The organism is Pseudoalteromonas sp. 1CM17D (genome assembly GCF_023161805.1).
GTDB lineage: Bacteria > Pseudomonadota > Gammaproteobacteria > Enterobacterales > Alteromonadaceae > Pseudoalteromonas > Pseudoalteromonas atlantica.
In genome coordinates, this window is record NZ_JALNTP010000003.1 from 318,619 (window position 1) to 342,534 (window position 23,916).

The 23,916-nt window shown below is 41.3% G+C and carries 19 protein-coding genes; 8 read left to right on the plus strand and 11 right to left on the minus strand.

Translation table 11 applies throughout. From position 1 onward, the window contains the following. Window positions 1-68 precede the first annotated feature (68 nt). A complete protein-coding gene (tyrA, locus tag MSC25_RS07960; protein ID WP_248443103.1) occupies window positions 69-1,202 on the plus strand; it encodes a bifunctional chorismate mutase/prephenate dehydrogenase in 1,134 nt (377 codons plus the stop codon). 104 nt (window positions 1,203-1,306) lie between these two features. Here the strand turns inward: tyrA and MSC25_RS07965 are convergent, their stop codons facing one another. After that, window positions 1,307-2,464: a chorismate mutase gene (locus MSC25_RS07965; protein ID WP_248443105.1), complete on the minus strand. Its 1,158-nt coding sequence runs from the start codon at window positions 2,462-2,464 to the stop codon at window positions 1,307-1,309. Between the two features lie 358 nt (window positions 2,465-2,822). On the opposite strand from MSC25_RS07965, the gene MSC25_RS07970 reads away from it, so the two are divergent. Further along, the gene (locus MSC25_RS07970; RefSeq protein WP_248443107.1) at window positions 2,823-5,837 is read left to right on the plus strand and encodes an EAL domain-containing protein; all 3,015 of its coding nucleotides are present in this window, start codon (window positions 2,823-2,825) and stop codon (window positions 5,835-5,837) included. 12 nt (window positions 5,838-5,849) lie between these two features. On the opposite strand, the gene MSC25_RS07975 is transcribed toward MSC25_RS07970, so the two are convergent. Further along, entirely contained in the window at window positions 5,850-6,179 is a 330-nt protein-coding gene (locus MSC25_RS07975) for a translation initiation factor (RefSeq protein WP_024031864.1), read from the minus strand. A gap of 129 nt (window positions 6,180-6,308) precedes the next feature. On the opposite strand from MSC25_RS07975, the gene MSC25_RS07980 reads away from it, so the two are divergent. The 4 genes from MSC25_RS07980 (at window position 6,309) to MSC25_RS07995 (ending at window position 10,250) form a co-directional block, all read left to right on the plus strand. Continuing rightward, window positions 6,309-6,614 carry an STAS domain-containing protein gene (locus tag MSC25_RS07980; protein WP_004587319.1) on the plus strand — a complete coding sequence of 102 codons (306 nt, stop codon included), beginning with the start codon at window positions 6,309-6,311 and terminating at the stop codon, window positions 6,612-6,614. Further along, complete coding sequence (locus tag MSC25_RS07985; protein ID WP_248443109.1) at window positions 6,614-8,263, plus strand: fused response regulator/phosphatase; 1,650 nt, start codon at window positions 6,614-6,616, stop codon at window positions 8,261-8,263. The genes MSC25_RS07980 and MSC25_RS07985 overlap by 1 nt, the downstream gene beginning before the upstream one ends. Window positions 8,264-8,319: 56 nt before the next feature. Beyond that, a complete protein-coding gene (locus tag MSC25_RS07990) occupies window positions 8,320-8,979 on the plus strand; it encodes a GAF domain-containing protein (protein WP_024031866.1) in 660 nt (219 codons plus the stop codon). A gap of 80 nt (window positions 8,980-9,059) precedes the next feature. Then, window positions 9,060-10,250 (plus strand): amino acid aminotransferase, encoded by a 1,191-nt coding sequence (locus MSC25_RS07995; RefSeq protein WP_248443111.1) that lies wholly within the window; start codon window positions 9,060-9,062, stop codon window positions 10,248-10,250. A gap of 279 nt (window positions 10,251-10,529) precedes the next feature. Here MSC25_RS07995 and MSC25_RS08000 read toward each other — a convergent pair whose 3' ends face one another. The 9 genes from MSC25_RS08000 to MSC25_RS08040 form a co-directional block, all read right to left on the minus strand. After that, window positions 10,530-11,375: a Tim44-like domain-containing protein gene (locus tag MSC25_RS08000; RefSeq protein ID WP_248443113.1), complete on the minus strand. Its 846-nt coding sequence runs from the start codon at window positions 11,373-11,375 to the stop codon at window positions 10,530-10,532. Window positions 11,376-11,535: 160 nt separating this feature from the next. Beyond that, window positions 11,536-12,288 (minus strand): DUF3379 family protein, encoded by a 753-nt coding sequence (locus MSC25_RS08005; protein WP_248443115.1) that lies wholly within the window; start codon window positions 12,286-12,288, stop codon window positions 11,536-11,538. Then, complete coding sequence (locus tag MSC25_RS08010) at window positions 12,288-12,845, minus strand: sigma-70 family RNA polymerase sigma factor (RefSeq protein WP_039972214.1); 558 nt, start codon at window positions 12,843-12,845, stop codon at window positions 12,288-12,290. Before MSC25_RS08010 ends, MSC25_RS08005 begins: the two co-directional genes overlap by 1 nt. 63 nt (window positions 12,846-12,908) lie before the next feature. Next, window positions 12,909-14,573: a BatD family protein gene (locus MSC25_RS08015; protein ID WP_248443119.1), complete on the minus strand. Its 1,665-nt coding sequence runs from the start codon at window positions 14,571-14,573 to the stop codon at window positions 12,909-12,911. Continuing rightward, window positions 14,567-16,474, minus strand: a complete 1,908-nt coding sequence (locus tag MSC25_RS08020) for a VWA domain-containing protein (protein WP_248443121.1) — start codon at window positions 16,472-16,474, stop codon at window positions 14,567-14,569. Before MSC25_RS08020 ends, MSC25_RS08015 begins: the two co-directional genes overlap by 7 nt. Continuing rightward, a complete protein-coding gene (locus MSC25_RS08025) occupies window positions 16,474-17,460 on the minus strand; it encodes a VWA domain-containing protein (RefSeq protein ID WP_029773478.1) in 987 nt (328 codons plus the stop codon). Before MSC25_RS08025 ends, MSC25_RS08020 begins: the two co-directional genes overlap by 1 nt. Beyond that, window positions 17,453-17,887 (minus strand): DUF4381 domain-containing protein, encoded by a 435-nt coding sequence (locus tag MSC25_RS08030; RefSeq protein ID WP_096042038.1) that lies wholly within the window; start codon window positions 17,885-17,887, stop codon window positions 17,453-17,455. The genes MSC25_RS08025 and MSC25_RS08030 overlap by 8 nt, the downstream gene beginning before the upstream one ends. 2 nt (window positions 17,888-17,889) lie before the next feature. Continuing rightward, window positions 17,890-18,834 carry a DUF58 domain-containing protein gene (locus tag MSC25_RS08035; protein WP_029773480.1) on the minus strand — a complete coding sequence of 315 codons (945 nt, stop codon included), beginning with the start codon at window positions 18,832-18,834 and terminating at the stop codon, window positions 17,890-17,892. Between the two features lie 3 nt (window positions 18,835-18,837). Beyond that, window positions 18,838-19,794 carry a MoxR family ATPase gene (locus MSC25_RS08040; protein ID WP_248443123.1) on the minus strand — a complete coding sequence of 319 codons (957 nt, stop codon included), beginning with the start codon at window positions 19,792-19,794 and terminating at the stop codon, window positions 18,838-18,840. 329 nt (window positions 19,795-20,123) lie between these two features. Between MSC25_RS08040 and fadI the strand changes: the two genes are divergently transcribed. Together fadI and fadJ are read left to right on the plus strand one after the other, a co-directional pair. After that, window positions 20,124-21,434: an acetyl-CoA C-acyltransferase FadI gene (fadI, locus tag MSC25_RS08045; RefSeq protein WP_024031879.1), complete on the plus strand. Its 1,311-nt coding sequence runs from the start codon at window positions 20,124-20,126 to the stop codon at window positions 21,432-21,434. After that, entirely contained in the window at window positions 21,434-23,656 is a 2,223-nt protein-coding gene (gene fadJ, locus MSC25_RS08050) for a fatty acid oxidation complex subunit alpha FadJ (protein ID WP_248443124.1), read from the plus strand. The genes fadI and fadJ overlap by 1 nt, the downstream gene beginning before the upstream one ends. Window positions 23,657-23,916: the final 260 nt, after the last annotated feature.

The window sequence follows — 23,916 nt, forward strand, 5'->3', positions numbered from 1 at the left end:
ATTGATTAGTTTACTTAAATGTAAATATATATTTACTAAATGAGTTGTTTATAGGTGGAATGAGAAACGTGGCTGAATTAAGTGATTTATCACAATTACGAGATGGCATAGATGAGTGCGATGCGCAATTAGTTGCTTTACTTGCAAAGCGAAATGCAATAACACAAAAAATTGGTGCTATTAAGCAGCAAAATGGCGCCCCCCTGCATGCCCCTGAAAGAGAAGCTGCTTTGCTCGCTGCTCGTCGTGATGAAGCGATTAAACAAGGAGTCAGCCCTGAACTTGTTGAAGACATATTAAGGCGCATGATGCGCGAAGCCTATCAAAACCAACAAGCTAAACTTGCCTGTGCCGCCCCTGATTTATCACCTATTGTAATTGTAGGTGGGCAAGGGGCAATGGGCCAGTTATTTGCTCAGCAGTTTATTCGTTCAGGTTATGAAGTTAAGATTTTAGATAAAGATCAGCAAAACGATGCTAAAGCCATTTTAGCTGGCGCAAAATTAGTGATGATCAGTGTGCCTATCAATGCACTTGAGACCGTTGTTGCTAAGCTACCTAAACTTGATGATGACTGTTTGCTTGTTGATATTACCTCAGTTAAGCAATCACCCATTAAGGCATTAAAGGCGGCGCACTCTGGGCCCGTTGTTGGCCTGCACCCTATGTTTGGCCCTGATATTTCTCACTGGGTTAAACAAACCGTTGTTGTGTGTGAAGGCCGAGCGCATGATGCTGCGAAAGGCTTACTACAGCAGTTGCAAGTATGGGGTTGCCAACTTGTTGAGCTAGATGCTAAAAAGCATGATGAAGCTATGCAAATAATACAAGTAATGCGCCACTTAACGACCTTTGTTTATGGGCAGTTTTTAGCAAAGCAAAGCCATACGCTTGAGGAACTAAGAAGCTGCTCATCTCCTATTTATCAGTTAGAGCTGATGATGGTAGGGCGCTTATTTGCGCAATCTCCTGAGCTATATTCAGATATAATGTTGGCCCAGTTTGATAATGTTGAGAGTTTATTAGCGCAGTATCAAGAGACCTTTGCACAAACTCTTGAAAAGCTAAAAGCGGGAGATAAAGGCGCACTCATCGATGCATTTGCTGATGCTAAAGCGTATTTTTCAGACTCGACCGCGCACTTTTTAACGCAAAGCCGTAGCCTGCTAAATAAAGCAAATGACGCCAAGGTATTAGATTAAAAGGGTTAAAAATGTGTAGTTACTTAAGCTATACGTTGAAAGCATTTTAAATCAGCGATTAAAAAAGGGCCTACTTAGGCCCTTTTTAGTATTTGCGTGTTAGGTTAGGTATTAACACTCACAGCTTGTAAAGACTCACTTTGATAACAGCCTAAAACGCGCACATATTGAGTATGCTCTTTTAGCTCCTCTAAGGCATGTTGTACTTGGCTATCGGCAAGGTTTGCTTCTAAGTCCACATAAAACACTTCTTCCCACGGGTTACCCGGTACAGGACGAGACTCTAGTTTAACTAAGTTTATTTGATGTTGTTTAAACACCATTAACGCATCAGCCAATGAACCTGCTTGTTGTTTAGTGGCCATAATAAGGCTGGTTTTAGTCGGTATTTGTTTAGATACCTGCAGAGGTTTGCGCGCCACAACGATAAAGCGGCTGTGATTTTCACTTTGATTCGCAAGGTTTGATTTAATCACTTCAAGACCAACGTTTTTACCTGCCTGCGCTGAGCCAATAGCCGCACTATTTGGCGTATTTAAAGCTGACTGAAGAGCACTTGAGGTTGAATCACAGGTTTCATGTTGTAAATCACCGAGGCCTTGTAAAAAGCGACTACATTGAGCAAATGGCTGAGGATGGGCATAAATTTTAGTTAATTGGCTTAATTCAGTATCTGGGGTAGCAAGTAAGCAGTGCTCTACACTGTGTGTAACTTCACCTACAATTGATACTTGAGCATGTTGTAATAAATCAAATACTTCGTTAATACTGCCCGAGCTGGTGTTTTCTATAGGCAGCAAACCAAAATCTGCTTGGCCATTTTCTACTTTGCCCGTAATTTCATCAAACGAGGTACAGCCAATTTCGACTAACTTACCAGGGCGGCGGCTAAAGTATTTATGACATGCTAGTTGACTGTACGAGCCTTGCCCGCCTAAGTAAGTAACGCGATGGGTTTCGCTTAATGCATCGGGGTTTAAGTTTTTTTGCAGCATGGCCTGTTGATGCAGCACAGAGTCTTCCAAAATGGTTTGAAAAACGTTATTTACATAATACGCATCTAGACCAAGCGACTTGCCATAACCAATCAGCTTTTCGAGTAAGGCTAGTTCGCGCGCTTCATCACGAATCGGTTTGTTATTCGCAATTTTATACTCAACAACACCGTGGCTAATACGGCGGCGCTTAGCTAATAACACCAATAGATCGGAGTCTATTTCGTTAATATCGTGTCTGAGCGCGCTTAAAACATCGTTGGTCATTTTGGTTTCCTCATTCCAAAAATAAGTTGCTTAGTGCAACTAAAACAAAAAAGCCTCCCAAGTGGGAGGCTTTGCTATTCGATTGATTTTATCTCACAAACAGTTCAGCCTCTTTTATATAAAGAAGCTAAAAAAAGAAAAAAAAGTGCAAGATAAGATAATTTTCATGCTGTTAATGTATGAGGTGTTACTAGCAAAGTCAACAAGCAAGCCAGTTTAAATAGACATAATGAATAATTATCAGTTCCTAGCTAACATTTAGATAAAATTTACAAATAGTTTATAAATATGAATAGGGATCTGGTATATTTCAGGTATTAGCTAAAAATAACAACAACTAAAATAGTAAGGTTGGCCTGTGGTGTATAGACGCCCTCCATCGCGTTTTGGACTAAATTCTTTAAGTGTAAAGCTGTCGTTGCTTATATCTGCAATTTGTTTAATTGCCGGTGTGTGCGCTGCCGCGCTGATGCTTAAATCTGAAGAAAAACAATTAGTTTTCGAAGAGCATGAAGTACTTAAAAGCTCCACCGAATTACTTATCAGGCAATTTGACGCACTAATCAAAACAAAATCAGCCGTTGCCAAACAGGCTAATAATGTTGTGTCAGAGCAGCTATTTAGTGATAGCTCAGCAATCAATTTATCTAACAAAACCCAGTTACAATTTAATAGCGACGGCACTATACGCAGTGCATCGAGCGACGGCCTTTCAGCCGCATTTCTTCCTCAGCAGCATTATTCTCCTTTTTATAAGCGTTTATTTAATAACTCAGAGTCGTTATGGAAAGTTATTTCACCAACCTTAATTCACGACTTTTTTAATTTTTATATGATCACCAAAGACGATTTCATCCGTGTCTCGCCTCCCAATTGGGCGTTAAACGCACCGGCTGAACTCAGAGGCTCTAATGGTGCAACATTTAAGTATGTGCAAAGTGATTTAAACCCTAGCAGAGAACCTGTTTGGTCTAAGGTTTATTACGATAAAGTGTGGCATAAATGGGTTATTAGTTTGCTTGTCCCCTTGTATGTTGATAATGAATTTTTAGGCGTGACCGGCAGTGATATAGATTTAAACACGTTGATTTCATTTTTACCTGTGGGCGATAAAGAAAAACATTTACTGGTTTTTGATAAAAAAGGCCAACTGCTTGCTCACCCGAGTCTTAACCCAGCGCTACAAGCAAGTTATGGCAGCAAAGATAAAACAATAACAACAAACGAATTCGTTAATCCGCAATTGCAAGCCATTATAAATGAAGCAATTACCATGAAATTACCAGAGTATGCTAATTCGTTTGTACAAAACGATGAAGCACACATTATTAATATTCGTAAAATTGATAAATTAGACTGGTATATTGGGGTTTATAAAAAACGCTCTTCAACGCTCTCTGCTCTGCAAGATCTAAAACTGAAGTTTTTTGGCTTGTTTGTGCTTTATGCGGTCTTGGTTGCCTTATTGTTACACCAAGCGCTGTATCAATTAGTGCTTCGCAGAATTCACACATTAGTACATGCAGTTACTGGCTTTGGTAAAGGGCAATTACTAACCGAATTCCCGCCAGAGAACAAAGACGAAATAGGCACGCTAAACGGCTCATTTAGAGATATGACCGTAGAAATTCGTAAGCTTATAGATGGGTTAAACCAGCGAATTACAGAAAAAGAAATTGCCGAGAAAGCCGCTAATAGGCTCTCTAAAGCCGTTGCCTTCTCAGGAACCGGCGTGGTGATCACCGATGAAAACTTTGTTATAGAATACGTTAACCCCAAAATGCTTGAGATGACAGGCTACCCAGAGAGCCACTTTAACCGCGCGCCGCTGTTGAATATTATCGCATCTGAGATGGCCATTTTGGTTGAAGATATCAATATCGACCTTCGCAGTAGAAACTACTGGCGTGGTGATACCTTGATTCAGGGCAATGATAAACAGCCTATTTGGGTATCGTTAAGTGTTTCTCCTATTCGCGAAGATGGCGGTGAGATCACCAGTTATGTAGCCTCCGCACAAGATATTTCGTTTGTTAAAGAAAGCCAGCGCAAAATGGAGCAGCTTGCGTACTTTGACACGTTAACGGGCTTAGCAAACCGAACATTTTTTAGAATGCAGCTGCGTAAATCAATGGCTTTGGCTGAGCGCGGCCATTATGCGTTTGCACTTTTTTACTTTGATTTAGATGAATTTAAGCGCATTAACGATACGTTAGGCCATGATGCAGGCGATCAGTTACTAATTGAAGTTGCTAACCGCCTTAAAGCACGCTTACGCGCCGAAGATACAATTGCCCGCCTAGGGGGCGACGAATTTGCTGTATTACTCAGTGGTATTGAAAGCCAAGAGCATGCCAGTGATGTCGCAAATACTATTCAAAAAACACTTAATGTGCCTATAAAGCTTGGCAATAACGAAGTGATAGTCAGCGCTAGTATTGGTATTACAATGGCCCCTTACGATAGCCTTGAAGAAGATCAGCTTTTAAAACATGCTGATTTAGCAATGTATGAGGCAAAAGCAAAAGGGCGTAATACTTACCACTTTTATAGCCAAGAGCTTAACGCGGCTGCCAATGAAAGGCTGTTCATTGAAAACGAATTACGCCATGCGATTAAAGAAAAACAGTTTGAGGTTTATTATCAGCCGCAAATAAACTCATTAACTCAGCACGTTGTAGGCTATGAAGCGCTACTACGCTGGTTCCACCCAGTAGAAGGGCTTATATCGCCGACCAAGTTTATTCCTATTGCTGAGGCAACAGGGCTTATTGTTGAACTCGGTGAGTGGGTATTGCAGCAATCGTGCGAGTTTGCGGTGCGTTTAGCGCAAGATGAACGAGATAACAACGTATCTATTAATTTATCGGCACGTCAGTTTAAAGACGCTAATTTAGTGCCCATGCTCAGCAGTATTATTAAACAAACAGGGGTAAGTGCTAAGCGGTTACACTTGGAACTTACCGAAAGTATGCTAATGGGCAATGTTGAAGCTGCCATTACGCAGTTACACGAACTAAAAGCACTGGGTATTTCAATATCGATTGATGATTTTGGTACTGGTTATTCGTCGCTAAGTTACTTAAAACGATTCCCGGTCGACATATTAAAAATTGACCGCTCGTTTGTAAAAGATATCCCTGCAGATTCTAATGACATGGAAATTACCGCCGCTATTATAGCCATGGCGCAAAAGCTTAAATTAGACGTAGTTGCAGAAGGGGTTGAAACGATTGAACAAGTAGAGTTTTTGCAAAATAATAATTGTTATATTGTGCAAGGGTTTTATTACAGCAAACCGATTGCTGAGAGCGAACTGCCAGCGTTATACAAAAAACTAAACGATACGCCTAACATTGCTAGTAGCAAATAAAAGATTGCGGGTTTAGCCACCCGCAATTTTTACTTTAAATTTAAGGGTTTCTAAAATCCCTTTTAATTTTTCGCGATCATCGCCTTGAACTTCAATAATGCCTTCTTTTACCGCGCCACCTTGGCCCATTTTACTTTTTATGGTTTTAGCTAGCTTTTTTAGATCGTGCGCTTTTGGATCTATACCAACAACCAACATCACCCCTTTACCTTTTCGGCCCTTAGTTTGGCGCTCTATGCGGATAAAGCCATCTTTAAATAGTTTTGCAGTGGGTTCTTGCTCAACCTTTGGCTGGCTAATTCGGCCCATATCGGTTGAATATACTAAGCGGTTATCACTCATAATTTACCTAAATAAACGTTTTTATTGATGTATGAAATAATAACAAATTTGCTGGCGAGTGTTTTTATTTTTGCTAAATACTTTTAACAGGTTATATTTAGGTCAAAGGAAATATTATTGGAGTTTATAATGAGTTTAACAAAGAGTTTATCGGTTGATGAAAGTACTTTAACGATACAAATTAAAGGCAAATTTGACTTTAATTTAGTGCAATCATTTCGCCAAGCCTATGCCCAAATTGAGCCTAAAACAAATAAAGTGATTATCGATTTAAGAGAGACCGACTACATGGATAGCTCTGCTCTTGGTATGTTGCTTAACATGAAAAAAACCATTGAAAGCCAGGTACAAACAATAGAGATCAGTAATTGTCAGCCTCAGCTTAAAAAAATACTGCAAATATCACGTTTTGATAAGAAGTTTGATATTAACTAATGACCCACGTACTTATTGTTGACGATCAGGCGCTTAATCGCATCCTGCTCGAAAAAATGCTGCTCGAAGAAAACTATAAAATATCAATTGCGTTTAACGGCCTAGAAGCACTTGAGGTGTTAGAAAAAGAAGCGATTGATATTGTTCTACTCGATGTACTTATGCCGGTAATGGATGGCTTTGAAGCTGCAAAGCTGATAAAGCAGCGATACAACGACGTTTATCTTCCCATTATTTTTATTACTTCGCTTGAAGATCAAAGCAGCTTTGAGCGTTGTTTAGAAGTAGGCGGGGATGACTTTATTCAAAAGCCGTTTGAAAAAGTAATTTTAAACGCAAAAATTAAAGCGCACAGTCGTACGCGCGAATTAAGTAAAAAAGCCCATCAACAAAACTCCTTACTTGAGTATCATCGCAATCAAATAGAGCGCGAGCACGAAATAATTGAGCACATTTTTAATAACTCGCTCGAAAACCAAGATAAGTTTAAAGACCATTTAGACTTTAGCCTTTCTCCTGCTTCTATGTTTAACGGTGACATGTTTTTAGTCGCGCAAAGCCCAATAGGCAATCTATATTGCATGTTGGGTGATTTTACCGGGCATGGGTTAGCGGCCGCGATTGGAGCATTACCTGCCTCACGGGTGTTTTACACTATGGTGCAAAAAGGCATGGCTGTTAACGATATCGCCTCTGAGATCAATATATTACTGCATAATTTACTGCCAGAGCACATGTTTTGCGCGGCGACTATTATTGAGCTCAGTGCCTCGGGCAAAAGTATTTCCGCCTGGCTTGGCGGCTTACCAGATGCGTACTTAATAAATACCGATGGTGAAGTTAAGCAAACGCTTGAGTCGCAACATATGGCACTGGGGATTTTAGACCGCGATGAATTTGAATATGAGCTAATTAATTTAGAAGTTGATAAAAACACCCGCTTGGTGCTTTCAACCGATGGCATAATAGAAACTAACAACGACGCCGATATTTTTTATGGTGAGCAGCGCTTTTTAGCAGCACTTAAAAGCAAGCCGATGATCAGCAGTCAGCGTGTTATAGATAATGTAAATACCTTTGCCAATGGCAGTGAGCAATTAGACGACTTAAGCTTAGTGCTGCTTAATTGTTTGCCGCTAACCCCAGAGCCTGAGGCCAAAGAGGCGTATTCTAATTTGGCATTTAACTTTTCACTTAGCTTGAACGCGCAGCAAATTAAATGCACAGACCCTGTGTATGATGTTGTTAATGTATTAAGCAGTGTTGAGGGGCTTAGGTCGCATCGCTCAAATATATTTTTATTGCTTTCTGAGGCGTATAACAATGCACTTGATCATGGTGTGTTAGGCCTTGATTCAGACATAAAAAAACAAGACGATGGCTTTTTTAAATACTATGAATTAAGAGAGCAAGCACTGAGTAAAATGAAAGAGGCGATGATTATTATTGATATGCGTTATTGCCCAGATACCTTGTGCTTGTACTTTATTATTTGTGACTCGGGTAGGGGGTTCTCAAGTGACTCCTCTACACGTACCGAACTCAACGCAGAGTTTGGCCGTGGCTTATCGTTACTCGAAGAAGTGGCAGAAAAAGTCACGTATAACGCAAGTGGTAACCAAGTCGAAATGTGTTACAAGTTGCTATAGCTCAGAAAAAATTTCCATGTTATTATCTAGAAAATTTTAGATGTATGGATGGCCAAATGATTTCTTCTTACCTTGATATTGCGCAATTAAATATAGACCCACAATTAATTGCCAAAGAGCTAGAGCAGCTAGAACAGTATATTGCTGCAAGCGCGCTGCCGTCTGTACGTTGGGAATATCAAATTCCTGAACTCGGTGAAGGCGGTGCGTGTAGTTTGTTTGGTTATTTACAAGATGAGCCATTTAAACTTACTGATCACGTGAGCGCGACTTCACAAAACGAGCAAAAACTAGCAAACCTACAAAATATAGTTAATTACATAGAGCAGCAAACACAGGTCGATTGGTATGGTATTTATCAAGCGGTTGACACTGCTCAGGGTCCGCAATTATTAAAGCTGGCGTATCAAGGTGCGCCAAGCCGTCCACTGTTTCCTCTTACTGAAGCATTTGCAGCAGGCAGCAATAATGTACAAGTTGCATTGTCTAAGCGCGGGCGTGTAATTAACAACGTAGAAAACTATTTAGCACAAGGTGGTGAGTACTATACGTGTGACCCTAAAGTGAAAGCTGAAACCTGTTTACCCTTATTTAACGAGCAACATGAATGCGTCGGTATTATAGATGCAGAGGCATTTAGTAACGACTTTTTTGATAGCCGTACACTGGCTGTATTAGTTGCGTGCTGCATTAAAATTCCTCACTTTCTAGTGTAAATATCACTAGCCAAGAAGGTAAGCTTTTATGTTAAGCTTACTACAACAGCCAACCCCTAATTAATGATAAGAGATAGCTAATGTTCTCAGAATTAAAACCATTACCAACAGATCCTATTCTTGGCCTTATGGCAGCCTATAAACAAGATACAAACCCTAACAAGATTGATTTAGGTGTAGGTGTCTATAAAGATGAGCAAGGCAACACACCGGTATTAAAAGCGGTAAAAAAAGCTGAAGCATTTCGTTTAGAAAACGAAACAAGCAAATCTTACATTGGTTTAGCGGGTAACTTAGACTACTGTCAAAAAATGGAAAACCTATTACTAGGTGAGCATCAAGCACTTTTAGCAAACCGCGTACGTACTGCACAAGCACCAGGTGGTACAGGTGCACTTCGCGTTGCCGCTGAATTTGTTAAGCGTTGCAATAAAGACGCAACAGTGTGGGTAACTACGCCAACATGGGCAAACCACATTAGCTTGTTTGAAGCTGCGGGCTTAAACGTTAAAGAATACCCGTACTACGATTACGAAAACAAAGATCTATTGTTCGACGACATGATAAACACCCTTAAGCAAGTACCAAAAGGGGATATTGTGCTACTTCATGCTTGTTGTCATAACCCAAGTGGTATGGACTTAAACGAGACACAGTGGAACACAGTTGCTCAGCTTGCAAAAGAAGTTGGCTTTACACCACTTATTGATATTGCTTACCAAGGCTTTGGCTCATCACTTGAAGAAGATGCACGTGGACTGCGCATTTTAGCTGATGCAGTAGAAGAGCTAATTATTTGTTCATCATGTTCTAAAAACTTTGGTTTATACCGTGAGCGTATTGGTGCGTGTTCAATTATTGCAAAAGACACTGCAACCGCTGATATTTCAAATTCAGTGCTATTAAGCGTTGTTCGTAGTATTTACTCAATGCCTCCAGCGCACGGTGCTGACATTGTAAACACTATTTTAAGCAGCACAGAGCTTACACAAATGTGGCACAGTGAGCTTGATGAAATGCGTAATCGTATTAATGGTTTACGTAGCTTAATTAAAGAAAGCTTAGCAGAAAAAGAGATAGAGCAAGACTTTTCGTTTATTGAACGTCAACACGGTATGTTTTCTTTCTTAGGTATTAATAAAGAGCAAATTGCGCGCCTACAAAAAGAATACGGTATTTACATTGTTGGTTCTAGCCGCGTAAATGTAGCGGGTATTAGTGATACTAACATTGAGTATTTCGCAAACGCCGTTGCTGACGTTTGTAAATAATACTATTACTTAACAGTAATAAAAAACCGCCCAGCCTAAACTTTAGGCTGGGCGGTTTTTTTTAGCTGTTATTTATACCAATTAGCCAGCGTTTGCCACCAATACCAATCCGCAATAATACTTAATTATTTTGCGGGGCTAAACGTGTCGCTACCTGCGTTAAAAAGCTCTCATTTAGAACACCTAAATAGCGATTTTTTTGCAGAGCTATCAACACGTTTATCCACCCTCAAAGTAGATCACTTAATTAAGCGAATTGGTATAACTATAATTACAGCACTATTCGCTATCGATTAAGTCTTCTACGCCTACAATCAGCCACGGTGCATCTGAGGTGGTAGCACGCTCAAGGTGCCAAATCTCTAAAATAGGCTCTTCTTTTTTATCGTCTAAGTCGCGGTATTTGCCTTTAAATTGCACACTTACTTGCCACGAATTTGCTGTTGTTTCAGCGCGCACAAGCTCGGCATCAATAAACATCACCTCAGTCGCTACCCGTTCAATCGCTTCGCGCTCAGTTTTAAACTCTTGAGCTAACGATGGGCTTAAATACTCAGCCATCGTGGCGTAATCTGCATTATTCCACGCAGTTTGCATAGTGTGATAGTGGCTACGCGCGCCTTGTAAAAAGCCATTTACGTCAAAATTAGGGGGTAAATTGAAAGGTACTTGCTCAGTGTGTGCGCTTTGCTGGGTAAAACCACTGCTGGTAGGTTGCTCTGGGGCTGCTTGCTTAAAAGCAGAGTGCCCCGTAGCGTGAGTATCGGCTAATTGCGGGGAGTGGCGAGCGCGCATAAACCCCGTAATAAGTTTAAACAAAATAAAGGCAACGCCTGCTAATAAAATAATTTCTAATAGCTGCATGCCCTCAAAGTTATCTCCTAGCATAGCGGCAATTAAACCGCCGGCTAACAATCCGCCTAATACGCCGGCCATAATGCCTTTTTTACTGCTTTTTGTCTTAGCTGCAGGTGCTGTGGTATCGGCTTTTTGCTTTTGTGTGGTTTGTTGTGTTGCTGGGGTTGTACCGCGTTTACTACTACCAAACTTTTTGCGTGCGTGTGCATCAAAACTTGCTGTACACAGTAGTGCAAGTAATGAAAATATAACGATGATGTTCTTCATGTAATTCCCTAAGTTAAACTGAGCGGTGAGTATAATTAACTTTTCAGTAAAAATTAATAATTACATTTAAAATCAATTGTTTTGGATGAAAAATGAGCGCTGAATAGGCACAAAAAAACCGCTCAGTGTTACTCAGCGGTTTTTAGTCGTTAAGCGCTAGTTACAGCCAGCGAATGGCATTGGTAACCCGCTCGTTGTACACATTAATTGGCGCGCCGGAATTAGCCACTAAAATAGTATCGGCTTTGTCGCCTCGATTAATATGACCAGCAAAGCGCGCATCATGAAAATCATCTTCGCCATACCCAAACGACTTATTCTCAGAAGGAACAATAAAGACCGTCATTGGGCCAAAGTCCGACTCAAAAATTAAGTGCAGACCTTTTTCACCTTTAAAGTCGCAAAACATCGCATAAGTAATTTTACCAGGCAGCTCTTCTATATGAGCGCCAAGCAGTGCAAGCTTATCGTTAACGCTTTGTAGGCTAATAGCATTGGTTTTTTCAAGGGCGGTAATTTCATGGTAAACATGGGTTAAAGCATGTTCGCCTGCTTCATGAGCAATGTGTTGCTCTGTGCTAAAAAAGAATGCGCCAATAGCTACAAAAAAAGACGCGGCTAGGGCTAAGTGAACACGGTCAAACTTAAAACGTGAGCGTGCATCTACAACGTTATCCCCAGTTGCTTGCTCTTCTTGCATTGCTTTTTCTTTTAACGAGGTGTTTAAAAGAATACGCTCAGCAAGGTTGTCAGGCACAGGCACATCTAACGCATCTTGAATTTGTTTATCAAAGTCTTTCATATCGCTTATAAAGTTTTTTCGCTCAGAGCTCTCTTTAGCAAACTCTAAAAGCTCCTTACCTAAATCGTTTGGCTGCGCAATAGTGCGTCGACGAAACTCAAGTTCATCCATTATTTTGATGCCCCTTTAAGTTGTTCATCATCACGGCTCAAAGCCTCTTTAAGTTGGTTTCTGGCACGGTATAAACGAGTCATAACCGTGTTTTTATTTAAATCGAGAATCTCTGCTATTTCTTCACCAGAGCACCCCATAACAACTTGCAGAAGTAAGGGTTCTCTGTATTCATCAGATAGCAGCGCAATTTGGCGTTGGATAACCGTTTGCTCCATTTCATCATCTAACGAATGGCTGGTTTCATCGACAAGTGTATCGTTTTCTACATCGCTGTAGTCAAACTGCTTGCGCTCAAAGCGACGTGCATTTTCTCTGCGCAAAATAGTCAGCAGCCACGGCTTGGCGGCTTTTTGATCCAATAATGAGTCAAGCGAGCGCCAAGCACGTAAAAACGTTTCTTGTACTAGGTCATCTGCAATATGTGGGTCACGGCATAACCAATAAGCAAAGCGATAAAGCTCCTTATTATATACATGGACCAAGGCTTCATAGCGCTTTTGTTTCTCTGCCATATCAACTAAGACCTGATTATTTGATTTTTTCTTTCCAAGCATAAGTACTTTTTTAATTAAAATTTATTATTTAATGCATGAAAAGACCTAAATTTATCAAACTAGTTAATAAAGGTCTTTTAATACAGCTTGTTGCGACTTTGTACGTTGAACTTGGTGCTGCTCAATTATGTTAATAATAGCATTAAGATCGACATCTGCACTGCTATTTGCATAAAGAGCTGACTGTAAACGGTTAACCTGCGTCGCCAGTTCATCATTATTGATGTTGTGTATTAACGTATCTATCGCAGCCACCTTTTTGCCCGTAAGCTTAATCGCTACCTCATTTAGTTCGCTATAAAATGCATTGAGATTATTTGATTTAGCTGCATTTTTAAGCGCGTTTAATGAAAGCGTTTGGGCTTTATTTACAGATACACTGTTATTTTTTTGCTCATTATTAGTAGAACGGCTTAACCAATAAAAAATTGCAGTGATTATCCAAAAAATATACCCAAGCACGGCAATAATAATTAACCAAAGCGGAATAACATTTTGCGGCGCGGCTATTGTTGTATTGGGCTGCTGTGTATTACTTACTTTGTTAGCAGGCAAAGTTGGCTCACCTGTATTAAGGTTGTCGTTTGCAATAGCACCTGGGTTTATAGCATTGGCGCTAGGAGTTACCGTTATAGTGCGCTCAGGCAATGTAGCGTAACTAATGCGGTTTATTTTGGTGTTATACCAAGGCAGTGTTATTTCTGGGAGGGTATAAGTGCCCGCTTTTTGTGGTAATAACGCAAATGACGCTGTTTGCTGAGATACAACCCGTCCGTTTCTTACGGCATTGTTTGTTTCTACATCATCGGGGTAACTGCGAATCCCCGCAATGGTTTTCATATCAATTTCGGGCAGTTGCTCTTTAGTAACCCCTAACGCGGTTAAGGTAATAGTGCGTGTAATAGGCGTGCCAACTTCTACTGTATTTTCATCAGGCTGCCACTGCTCATCAATATTAACTAACTCACTGGGTAGCCATGCGCCTTTATAGTTTGCCGGAATAGGTTTTATCTCAAGTTGCTGATCATCCCCTAAAGCCGACACCTCTAATTGGCGGTAATTTTGCTGTACACGGCCTTGAAACGTAGGGCCAACAATAGTGTATACACCACTTTTTTGCGGTTGTAGTAAGTATTCTCGGGTGATCACTAAATAACGTTTACCATCTACAAGCTCATAGCTTTCGGTTTGTTTACCTAATTGAGTAAGCTGTGCATCTTGCATACTGGGCGTACTTAGGCTGCCATCAAGCAGCTCTTTTGCTAGGTAGAGTTTAATCGTATATACGCCAGCTTCTTGAACAAACAACGAGTCACTTGAGAGCGATGTTTTTAAAAAAATATCGTTATTTTTATCAGCATCGGCAGCGCGTTTTGCCACTTTTAATTTTATTGGCTGCGAGCTTAAACCGGCCACGTTAAAAGCCGGAATGGTGTATTCACCTTCATTACGGGTCATTAACTTAACAGACCAGGTTGTTTGCTTGTTAATGCTGCCATTTATAATGTTGGTGCGCGTACTTAAACTTGTTGGCCCAACCACAAAGTCTTTAAGTAACACCGAGGTGTCGGGTTGCTCGCTTTTTATTGTGTCGTCCACTGAAATGTTAAGCATAAAAAATTCGCCAGCAAGGACTGGGTTTTTATCTACACTTGCCTCTAATTTGGTGGCGGCCCATGATGGCATCGCACTTAATAGCAATAAACAGCAAAATAATCGCATTACCATGATTTTTCTACTCCTGTAGGGCGACGTTGATATTGTCTTTTTTGGGCTTCTAATTGCATTTTATTCCGTAATAAAATTGCCGGATCGTCCGGTACTTTTCTTAATAACTGGTTAAGCTGCTGGGCTTTTTCTTTCTCTTCGTTGGTGAGCTCACTCGCTTGTGCTTGCGCGGCTTGTTGTTGAGCGTTTTGCTTTTGCTCATCTGTTAACGTTTGCTGCTGCGCTGTTTGCGGCTGAGTATTTTCAGCTTGTTCTTCGTTTGTTTGCTCAGGCTGTTTTTGCTCTTGATTAGCTTGTGGCTGAGTTTCTAGTTCTGGCTCATTTTGTTTATCTGATTGTGAACCCGACTCAGCACTTTGTTGGTCTTGCTCAGTGTCAGACTCATCACTTGGCTCACCTTGCTGATCTTGTGATTGCTCGCCTTGACTTTGCTCTGATTGAGAATCGCTATTTTCACCTTGTTGGCTTTGATCTGATTGCTGATTGTTTTGTTGCTCACTTTGATCAGATTGTTGCTGGTTATCTTGCGAATCACCCTCTTGCTGCTGTTGCTGCTGTTGTTGCTCGAGCAACTGCTCAACCAAAGCTTGGTTATCAGCGGCTTCGCTAAAGTTAGGTTGTAGCGTTTGTGCTTGTTTGTAAGCATCTATGGCTTGTTCTAGCTGTCCTGATTTGGCAAGCGCGTTGGCATAGTTATAAAAACCAGTGGCTGATTTATCTTTACTAAAGGCTTCTAGTGCGGCATCAAAATTACCTTGTTGGTACAACGCAGACCCTTTTAAGCTGCTTGAGTCGGCATTGGCGGCCCGTTCAAAATCTTTATTTTTATAAGCATCTAGCGCTTGCTGATCAGTGTTTTTTAAAAAAGAGGGGAGCTCTAATGCACTTGCCTGTTGGGTTGGCAAAACGCTGAGTACTAAAAAGGCCCCTACAAATGCTGCTCTTCTAAATAAATAAAGGCCTAAGGGCAGTAAAATAAGTAACCCATATATACCTGCGTCTATGCGCCACAGGGCATGGCTTTGTTTTTCATCTTTTAATAACTCACTGTTGGCACTTGGTGCAAAAGTGGCTATGTCACTGCTGCTTGGTTGGTAAAGGGCAAACTTTCCACCACTGCGCGTCGCTAGGCTTTTTAAGCGGCTTATGTTAATGGTGGGGATGACTATTTGACCGTAGCTGTCTTTTAAAAAACCGCCTTCAGGTAATTTAATAGGAGCGCCTTGCTCTGTGCCTACGCCATAAATATTTAGCCGATAAGAAGAATTACTGGTAAAGCTAGTAATATCGCTTTGCTCTTCTTGGTCTATGCCATCGGTGACTAATATTATATCGCCATCAATATAGCCTGCTTGTGTTAAAAGCTCTTTTGCCATATCAAGGCCAGCTAAAACATTAGAGCCTTTGTCGGGCATAATGTCGGGGCTTAAACTCGGAATTAAATTAGTAAGCGTAGTGGCATCGTTTGTAAGTGGCGAAATAGTAAATGCACTGCCGGCATAGGCAACTAAAGCGGTGTCGCCTTCTTTAAATAGCTCAATCATATCGAGTGCTTTAAAGCGTGATTGCATTAAACGATTTGGTGCTATATCGGTACTGTACATTGAGTACGACATATCCATTACAATCACACGGGCACTTTTACTTTGAAATACAGGGACCTGTTTTTCTTCAAAACTAGGACCTGCACTAAAAATAATAGCTAAACAGCAAAATACAGCGACCAGCCAAAGTGGCTGGCTGGCTTTAGTGTTTGACTCGTTCATAATAAACGGCGCCAAATGAGGGGCAATTAGGTTATCTGCGCTTTGTTTTTTATGCTTAATAAAGGCTATAAAAAACAACGCAAGTGCAGGTATTAAAAGCCACAAAACAGCGGGACGAATAAATGTAAAGTCCATTAGTTAGGCTCCTTTAATGCACGTAAGGTGCTTAACATTACTTTTAAACTAATGAGTAAAATAGCAATAAGTAGTGGGTAGTAAAACAATGAGCTTTGCGGGCGAAATGTTTGCTCATCTGCGCTAATTGGCTCTAATTTATCAAGCTCTGCGTAAATTTGCTGAAGGCCAGCTACATCTTTGGCTCTAAAATATAACCCACCGGTTTGTTCGGCAATGTCTTTTAACAAGCTTTCATCTAAGCTGCCCCCACTCATACCACCCATATTAAATAGGCTAAATCCACGGGGGTTATCTGAGCCAACACCTATGGTATATACTTTTATGCCTTCCTCGCGGGCAAGGAGTAGGGCATCTTCAGGTTTTAAATTACCTGCGGTGTTTTGGCCATCGGTTAATAGCACCACAATACGGTTACTTTTATCTTTGTTGGCAAAACGCTTTACCGATAAACCTAGCGCATCGCCAATAGCAGTGGCACGCCCAACTAAGCCTATTTGAGACTCGCTGAGCATTTTACTTACGGTTTTAACATCGCGAGTCAGTGGCGTTTGTAAAAATGCGGTGTCGCCAAATAATATCAGGCCTAACCTGTCACCTTGGCGCTGCTCTATAAAGTCACTCAATACCGCCTTTACCATAGTGAGGCGGTCAACATATTGGCCGTTGTAAGCCATGTCTTGTTCGGTCATTGAGCCAGATAAATCGACCGCAAGCATTATATCGCGCCCTTCATTAGGTAATGAAATAGGGTCGTCTAACCATGTCGGGTTGGCTGCAGCAGTGACCAGTAATAGCCAAAGTAGCCATTCAAAAATAGTTAGTCTACGTGCGCTTTTTTCAAGGCTTTGGCTGGCTAAGTTATGTTTGGCAAAGCTTGGAATACGTAACCGGGTATGTGCGTTACTGGCAGCAGGTTTTAATAATAAAAGTAATAAGGGCAGAGGTAGTAATAAAAACAACCATGGCCAGCTAAATTCAAACATGTACTGGCTCCTTTAGTTTAAATTGCTTTATGCCTTGGCGTAATTTTTCGTTAAGCGCGTCATTGGTTTGCTGCGCATTATACAGGCTTAAAAGCTCATGCTCGGTAAAGCTTAAACCGGTTAAGGTATTAAGTGTGTTACACCAGTTAGCTGTTGATTGCGTTGCTAGGCGTTTATCGTAATACTCTATTACTAGGCGCTTTAAAATAATATGAAGTGTTTGCGCGCTTTGCTCGTTGTGGCTTAAATCGATTGCGTAGCGCTTAGGCTTTTTAAATTTATAATTTTTGTAAAACCAAAAAGCAGCTGCACAGATTGCTATGAACAGCAGGGTAATAATAACCCACCAAGCAGGGGCGAGTGGCCACCAACTAACTTGGCTTGGCGCTATTATACCGTGCAGGCCATCGAGTGGATTGGTTTGCATGGTTATTTTCTCACTAATTGCAGCTCAAGCGGGCTCGCTGCATTGAATGATATTAAGTTAAGACCCGATTTAGTTAAGCGATTTAGACGTGTGCTAAATGCTTGCTCGGCGTTTTTTGCAAAGCGTTCTCTAAAGCTTTTATCCATAAGCGGTAGCGCAAAATCTTGGCCGTTGGCATTAACAGTGACAGCGTTTTTAAACGCGGGGAGCGTATGTTCAAACGGATCACTTATATGACAGCCTATCAGCTCACAGTGGCGGCTTAGTATTTCTAATTGTTTAAAGCTTGCATCATCTAAGCCATTAAAGTCAGAGACTAAATACACTAAGCTGCCAGGTTTAGCTAAGTGGTTAAGGCGTTTTAAATTATCGCTAAAGTTGTTGGTTGCTTGTTTATCTATATTGTTAAGTGCTTGCTGGTGGCTGTCGCATAGATTATGACACAGCTTTAATACCGCTTTTTCGCGGGCGCTGGGCTTTAGTTCTAAATGCGAGTGTTGATTAAACACGATACCACCAATTCTATCTCCGCGTTGACACGCCGACCACGCAACTAGCGCGCTAATGTGCGCAGCCTGTACCGACTTAAGCAGCAGCTTTGAGCCAAATAGCATAGAGTTTGAAAAATCAGTAAATACAAAAACAGGGCGCTCTTTTTCTTCTTGAAAAAGCTTTGTATGGGTTTCGCCGGTACGCGCTGTTACTCGCCAGTCAATAGAGCGAATGTCATCACCTTGCTGGTAATGACGCACTTCGGCAAACTCCATGCCTCGGCCTTTATGGGGCGCAAGGTATTGCCCAGTTAAACTGTTTTTAATTTTAACTTTTGGTGCCAGCTCTAATAACTGTGCTTTAGCTTTGTAATACAGCAGTTCTTTTAGCGCTAAATTTACACCGTGGCTGTGGCTTTCTTTTAGCCACGCCTTTGAGTCTAATTGTGTTTGCATAACTTAGGGTACGGCTACAAGTTCAACAATGCGGCTTATAACCTGATCTTTAGTAATGCCATCAGCCTGTGCTTCGTAGCTTAAAATAATACGATGGCGCAGTACATTATGTACAACGGCTTGAATGTCATCGGGTGCTACAAAGTCGCGGTCATGTAACCAAGCGTGGGCACGGGCACATTTATCAAGTGCAATGGTGGCACGCGGACTTGCGCCAAACTCAATCCAACGGCCAAGTTGCTCATCAAACTTAGCTCCTTCACGAGTGGCAATAATAAGCTGTACTAAATATTGCTCAAGCGGCTCGGCTAAATACAAGCCTAAAATAGCTTGGCGAGCGGCAAATAAATCGCTTTGGGTAATTTGTTGCATAACCGCTTGTTGTTCATTAAGTGCTTCACCACGGGTTAGCCGCAGTATGTCTAGCTCGTGCTCTGCACCTGGGTAATCAATGCTTAAATGTAATAAAAAGCGGTCTAATTGTGCCTCTGGCAGCGGATAAGTCCCTTCTTGCTCCAGCGGGTTTTGGGTAGCCATTACCATAAACAAATCGCTTAGCGGGTAGGTGTTTTTGCCTACCGTTACTTGGCGCTCTGCCATGGCTTCTAGTAGTGCTGATTGTACTTTTGCTGGGGCACGGTTTATTTCATCGGCTAAAATAAGGTTATGAAATAAAGGGCCTTTCTCAAACACAAATTCACTGGTTTGTTGGCGGTAAATATCGGTGCCGGTTACATCGGCAGGTAATAAGTCGGGCGTAAACTGCACGCGCTGGAACGAGCCTTCAATGCCTTTAGCAAGGGCGTTAACTGCACGGGTTTTTGCAAGCCCTGGCGGGCCTTCTACTAATAAATGGCCATCAGCTAAAATGGCAATAAGGAGTGCTTGAGTAAGCTCTGGCTGGCCAATAATTTGTGTATCTAAGTACGTTTTTAATTGTTTGAATGCGTTAGCTGCCATAATAAATAGACTTCCTCGTCAGCTGGGTTTGTACCTAATTTATTTTAGGTGATTAATACTGACCTAGTTATAAGGTTTATAAGTGAGTAACTCAAGAGTTAGACTGTATTTTTAAAAATAGTTCGTTATTTTTTAACGGTTTTTAGCGTACCACAAAACTTTGTAAAAACGCGTAAAAAAGCCTATTGTGGTAGTCAATATTAAGCACTATGTATATATCTACCTTTAGTGCTTTTGTATAAATTTGTGTTTATCTATTGGCTTTAGCACACGGGTTGTTTAGAATCGAGGAAAACAAACAGGTCAGACCTGTCAGCGGGAGAGCATAAATGTCTGAGCAAAACATACTAAAAACACCAAAAGGCGACCGTATTGCCATCGTTAGCGGCTTACGTACTCCTTTTGCAAAACAAGCAACAGCGTTTCACCATGTACCAGCCCTTGATATGGGTAAGTTGGTGGTTAACGAAATGCTTGAACGATTAAATTTCGACAAGTCAGAAATCGATCAACTTGTATTTGGTCAAGTAGTACAAATGCCAGAAGCGCCAAATATTGCACGTGAAATTGTTTTAGGTACGGGTATGCCAGTAGGCGTAGATGCGTATTCTGTATCGCGCGCATGTGCTACCAGCTTTCAGGCCATTGCTAATGTAGCTGAGTCTATTATGGCAGGCTCTGTAAATGTAGGTATTGCCGGTGGCGCCGACTCATCTTCAGTATTACCTATTGGCGTAAGTAAAAAATTGGCAGGTAGCTTAGTTGATTTAAACAAAGCACGTACCTTAGGCCAGCGTTTACAAATATTCTCAAAACTGCGTTTAAAAGATTTATTACCAGTACCGCCTGCGGTTGCTGAGTACTCAACAGGCCTTTCAATGGGGCAAACTGCTGAGCAAATGGCTAAAACACATAACATAAGCCGTGAAGATCAAGATGCACTAGCGCATCGCTCGCATTCACTTGCAACCCAAGCATGGGCCGATGGCAAGTTAAAAGATGAAGTAATGACGGCGCACTTACCGCCATATAAAAGCTTTATTGAAGAAGATAATAACATTCGTAAAAATTCTACAGTTGAAGGCTACGCTAAGCTTAAACCGGTATTTGACCGCCAACATGGCTCGGTTACCGCTGCAAATGCAACACCATTAACCGATGGTGCAGCTGCCGTACTGATGATGAGCGAAAGCAAAGCAAAAGCACTAGGCTACGAAATTTTAGGTTATGTACGTAGCTTTGCGTTTTCGGCAATTGGTGTAGAAAAAGACATGCTAATGGGCCCAGCGCATTCAACGCCTATCGCACTAGATAGAGCAGGAATTACACTTGCTGATTTAGATTTAATTGAAATGCACGAAGCCTTTGCATCGCAAACACTTGCCAATATGAAAATGTTTGCATCAGATAAGTTTGCGCAAGAGCAACTTGGTCGTAGCAAAGCAATTGGCGAAATTAACATGGATAAGTTTAACGTTAATGGCGGCTCACTGGCATATGGTCACCCATTTGCAGCAACCGGTGCTCGTTTAATTACGCAAAGCTTACACGAGCTTAAACGTCGTGGTGGCGGTTTAGCATTAACAACAGCGTGTGCTGCTGGTGGTTTAGGTGCAGCCTTTGTATTGGAGAGCGCGTAATGACAGATTCAGTATTTAATTTAACGGTAGATGAAAACAAAATTGCCGTAGTAACCATTGATGTGCCGGGTGAGAAAATGAACACCCTGCGCGACTCATTCGCTGATGACTTAAAAGCTTTACTTGAAGCGGCTAAGCAAGAGTCAGTAAAGGGGATGGTATTTATAAGTGGTAAAAGCGATAACTTTATCGCGGGCGCTGATGTAAAAATGCTTGATAGCGTGCAAAAGCGTGAAGATGCGTTAGCAATTAGTGAACTTTGTCATCAAGCCTTTTTTGATATGACAAAACTACCTTATACAACAGTAAGTGCAATACATGGTGCTGCGCTTGGTGGTGGTTTAGAGTTTGCTTTAGCGTGTGATTACCGCGTAGGCACAGATAGCGATATGACTAAAGTAGGCCTGCCTGAAGTACAACTTGGTTTATTACCAGGTGGCGGTGGTACGCAGCGTTTAACTAAAATTGTAGGCATTCAAAAAGCACTTGAATGGATGCTAACAGGCAAGCAGATTCGCCCTAAGCAAGCTAAAAAAGCAGGCGTATTAGATGATGTAGTACCACAGAGCGTATTACTAAAAGTCGCTAAAGAATTTGCCGCTAAGAAAAAGCCAGCAGATAAAGAGCCAAAGCTTGATAAAGTAAGCAAATTATTAGAGTCAAACCCGTTTGGCCGCAACTTTATCTTTAAAAAAGCCAAAGAAAACGTCCTTAAAAAAACCGGCGGACATTATCCTGCACCGCTTGCGATTATTAAAGCTGTGCGTGCAAGTGTAGAGCTTGATAAATTAAAAGCATACAAAACAGAAGCTGAAAGCTTTGCAACACTTGTAATGAGTGATGAATCTAAAGCGCTTCGCGGTATTTTCTTTGCAACCACTGAAATGAAAAAAGAGTGGCGCAACGACGATGCGCCAGCAATCAGTAAAACAGCTGTTTTAGGTGGCGGCCTAATGGGTGCTGGTATTGCGCATGTAAGCGCAGTAAAAGCCAAAGTACCTGTACGTATTAAAGATGTAGCAGAGCAGGGCATTAGTAATGCCATGAACTACACCTACAAAATTTTAGATAAGCGCCTTAAACGCCGCATTATGTCTAAAGCTGATATGCAGTTAACAATGAACCGTATTACCGGTACTACCGACTACAGTGGCTTTAAACACATTGATTTAGTAGTAGAAGCTGTTTTTGAAGATTTAGCCTTAAAGCAAGGTATGGTTGCCGATATAGAGCAGCAATGCCAAAGCAATACTATTTTTGCAAGTAACACGTCATCACTGCCTATTTCACAAATTGCAGCACAGGCACAGCGCCCTGAAAACGTGATAGGCCTGCATTACTTCTCGCCAGTTGAAAAAATGCCATTAGTGGAGATTATTCCGCACGAAGGGACTTCACAAGAGACTATAGCGCGCGTAGTTAACTTTGCACGTAAGCAAGGTAAAACGCCCATTGTGGTAAAAGACATGGCAGGCTTTTACGTAAACCGTATTTTAGCGCCTTATGTAAATGAAGCAGCTAATTTAATGCTTGCCGGTGAGCCAATTGAAAAAATTGATGCAGCCCTTGTAGAGTTTGGTTTCCCAGTTGGGCCGCTTGCTTTACTTGATGAAGTAGGGATTGATATAGGCTCTAAAATAGCCCCAATTCTTGAAAAAGAATTAGGCGAGCGTTTTAAAGCGCCAGATGCATTTTCTCGTATGATTGATTCAAAACGCCTAGGCCGTAAAACGGGTCGTGGTTTTTATGAGTACGATAAAAAGAGCAAAAAAGTTGACGAGTCAGTGTATGAGCTATTAGGTGTAACCCCTGCACCGCGTTTAAATAAAAGCGAAATTGCTAAGCGCTGTGTATCACAAATGCTTAACGAAGCCGTGCGTTGTTTAGACGATGGCATTATTGCCAGCCCACGTGATGGCGACATTGGCGCTATATTTGGTATTGGCTTCCCACCGTTTTTAGGTGGACCGTTTAGCTATATGGATAAATTGGGCGCCAGCAAGGTTAGCTCTGAAATGTCTACATTAGCGAATAACAATGCAAATTTTGCCCCATGCGACACGTTAGTAAGTATGGCTGAATCAGGCGCTAAGTTTTATCAAACGCAGCCTGTTGCAGATGAGCCAAGCCCAGCACCTGTTGCTGAACAAGCTATAGAAGCAGAACCTGCTGATGAGCAACCTCAAGAAGAGAGCGTTGACTCACCAAAACAAGACTCGTAAAACAGCTTGATTAAAAAAACCGCATTATATGCGGTTTTTTTATATCTGCTATTTGTAAATATAGAATACTAGGGCGCAATAATACCAACCCGCAATAATACTTAATCATTCTGCGGGGCTAAACGTGTCGCTACCTGTGTTAAAAACGTGCATTTATAAAACCTAAATTGCCAGTTTTTATTTAGTTATCGACAGGTTTTTACCCTCAAATAAGACTTATAATTAAGTGGCTTGCTATAAAGTATGTTAGCTTAATTTGC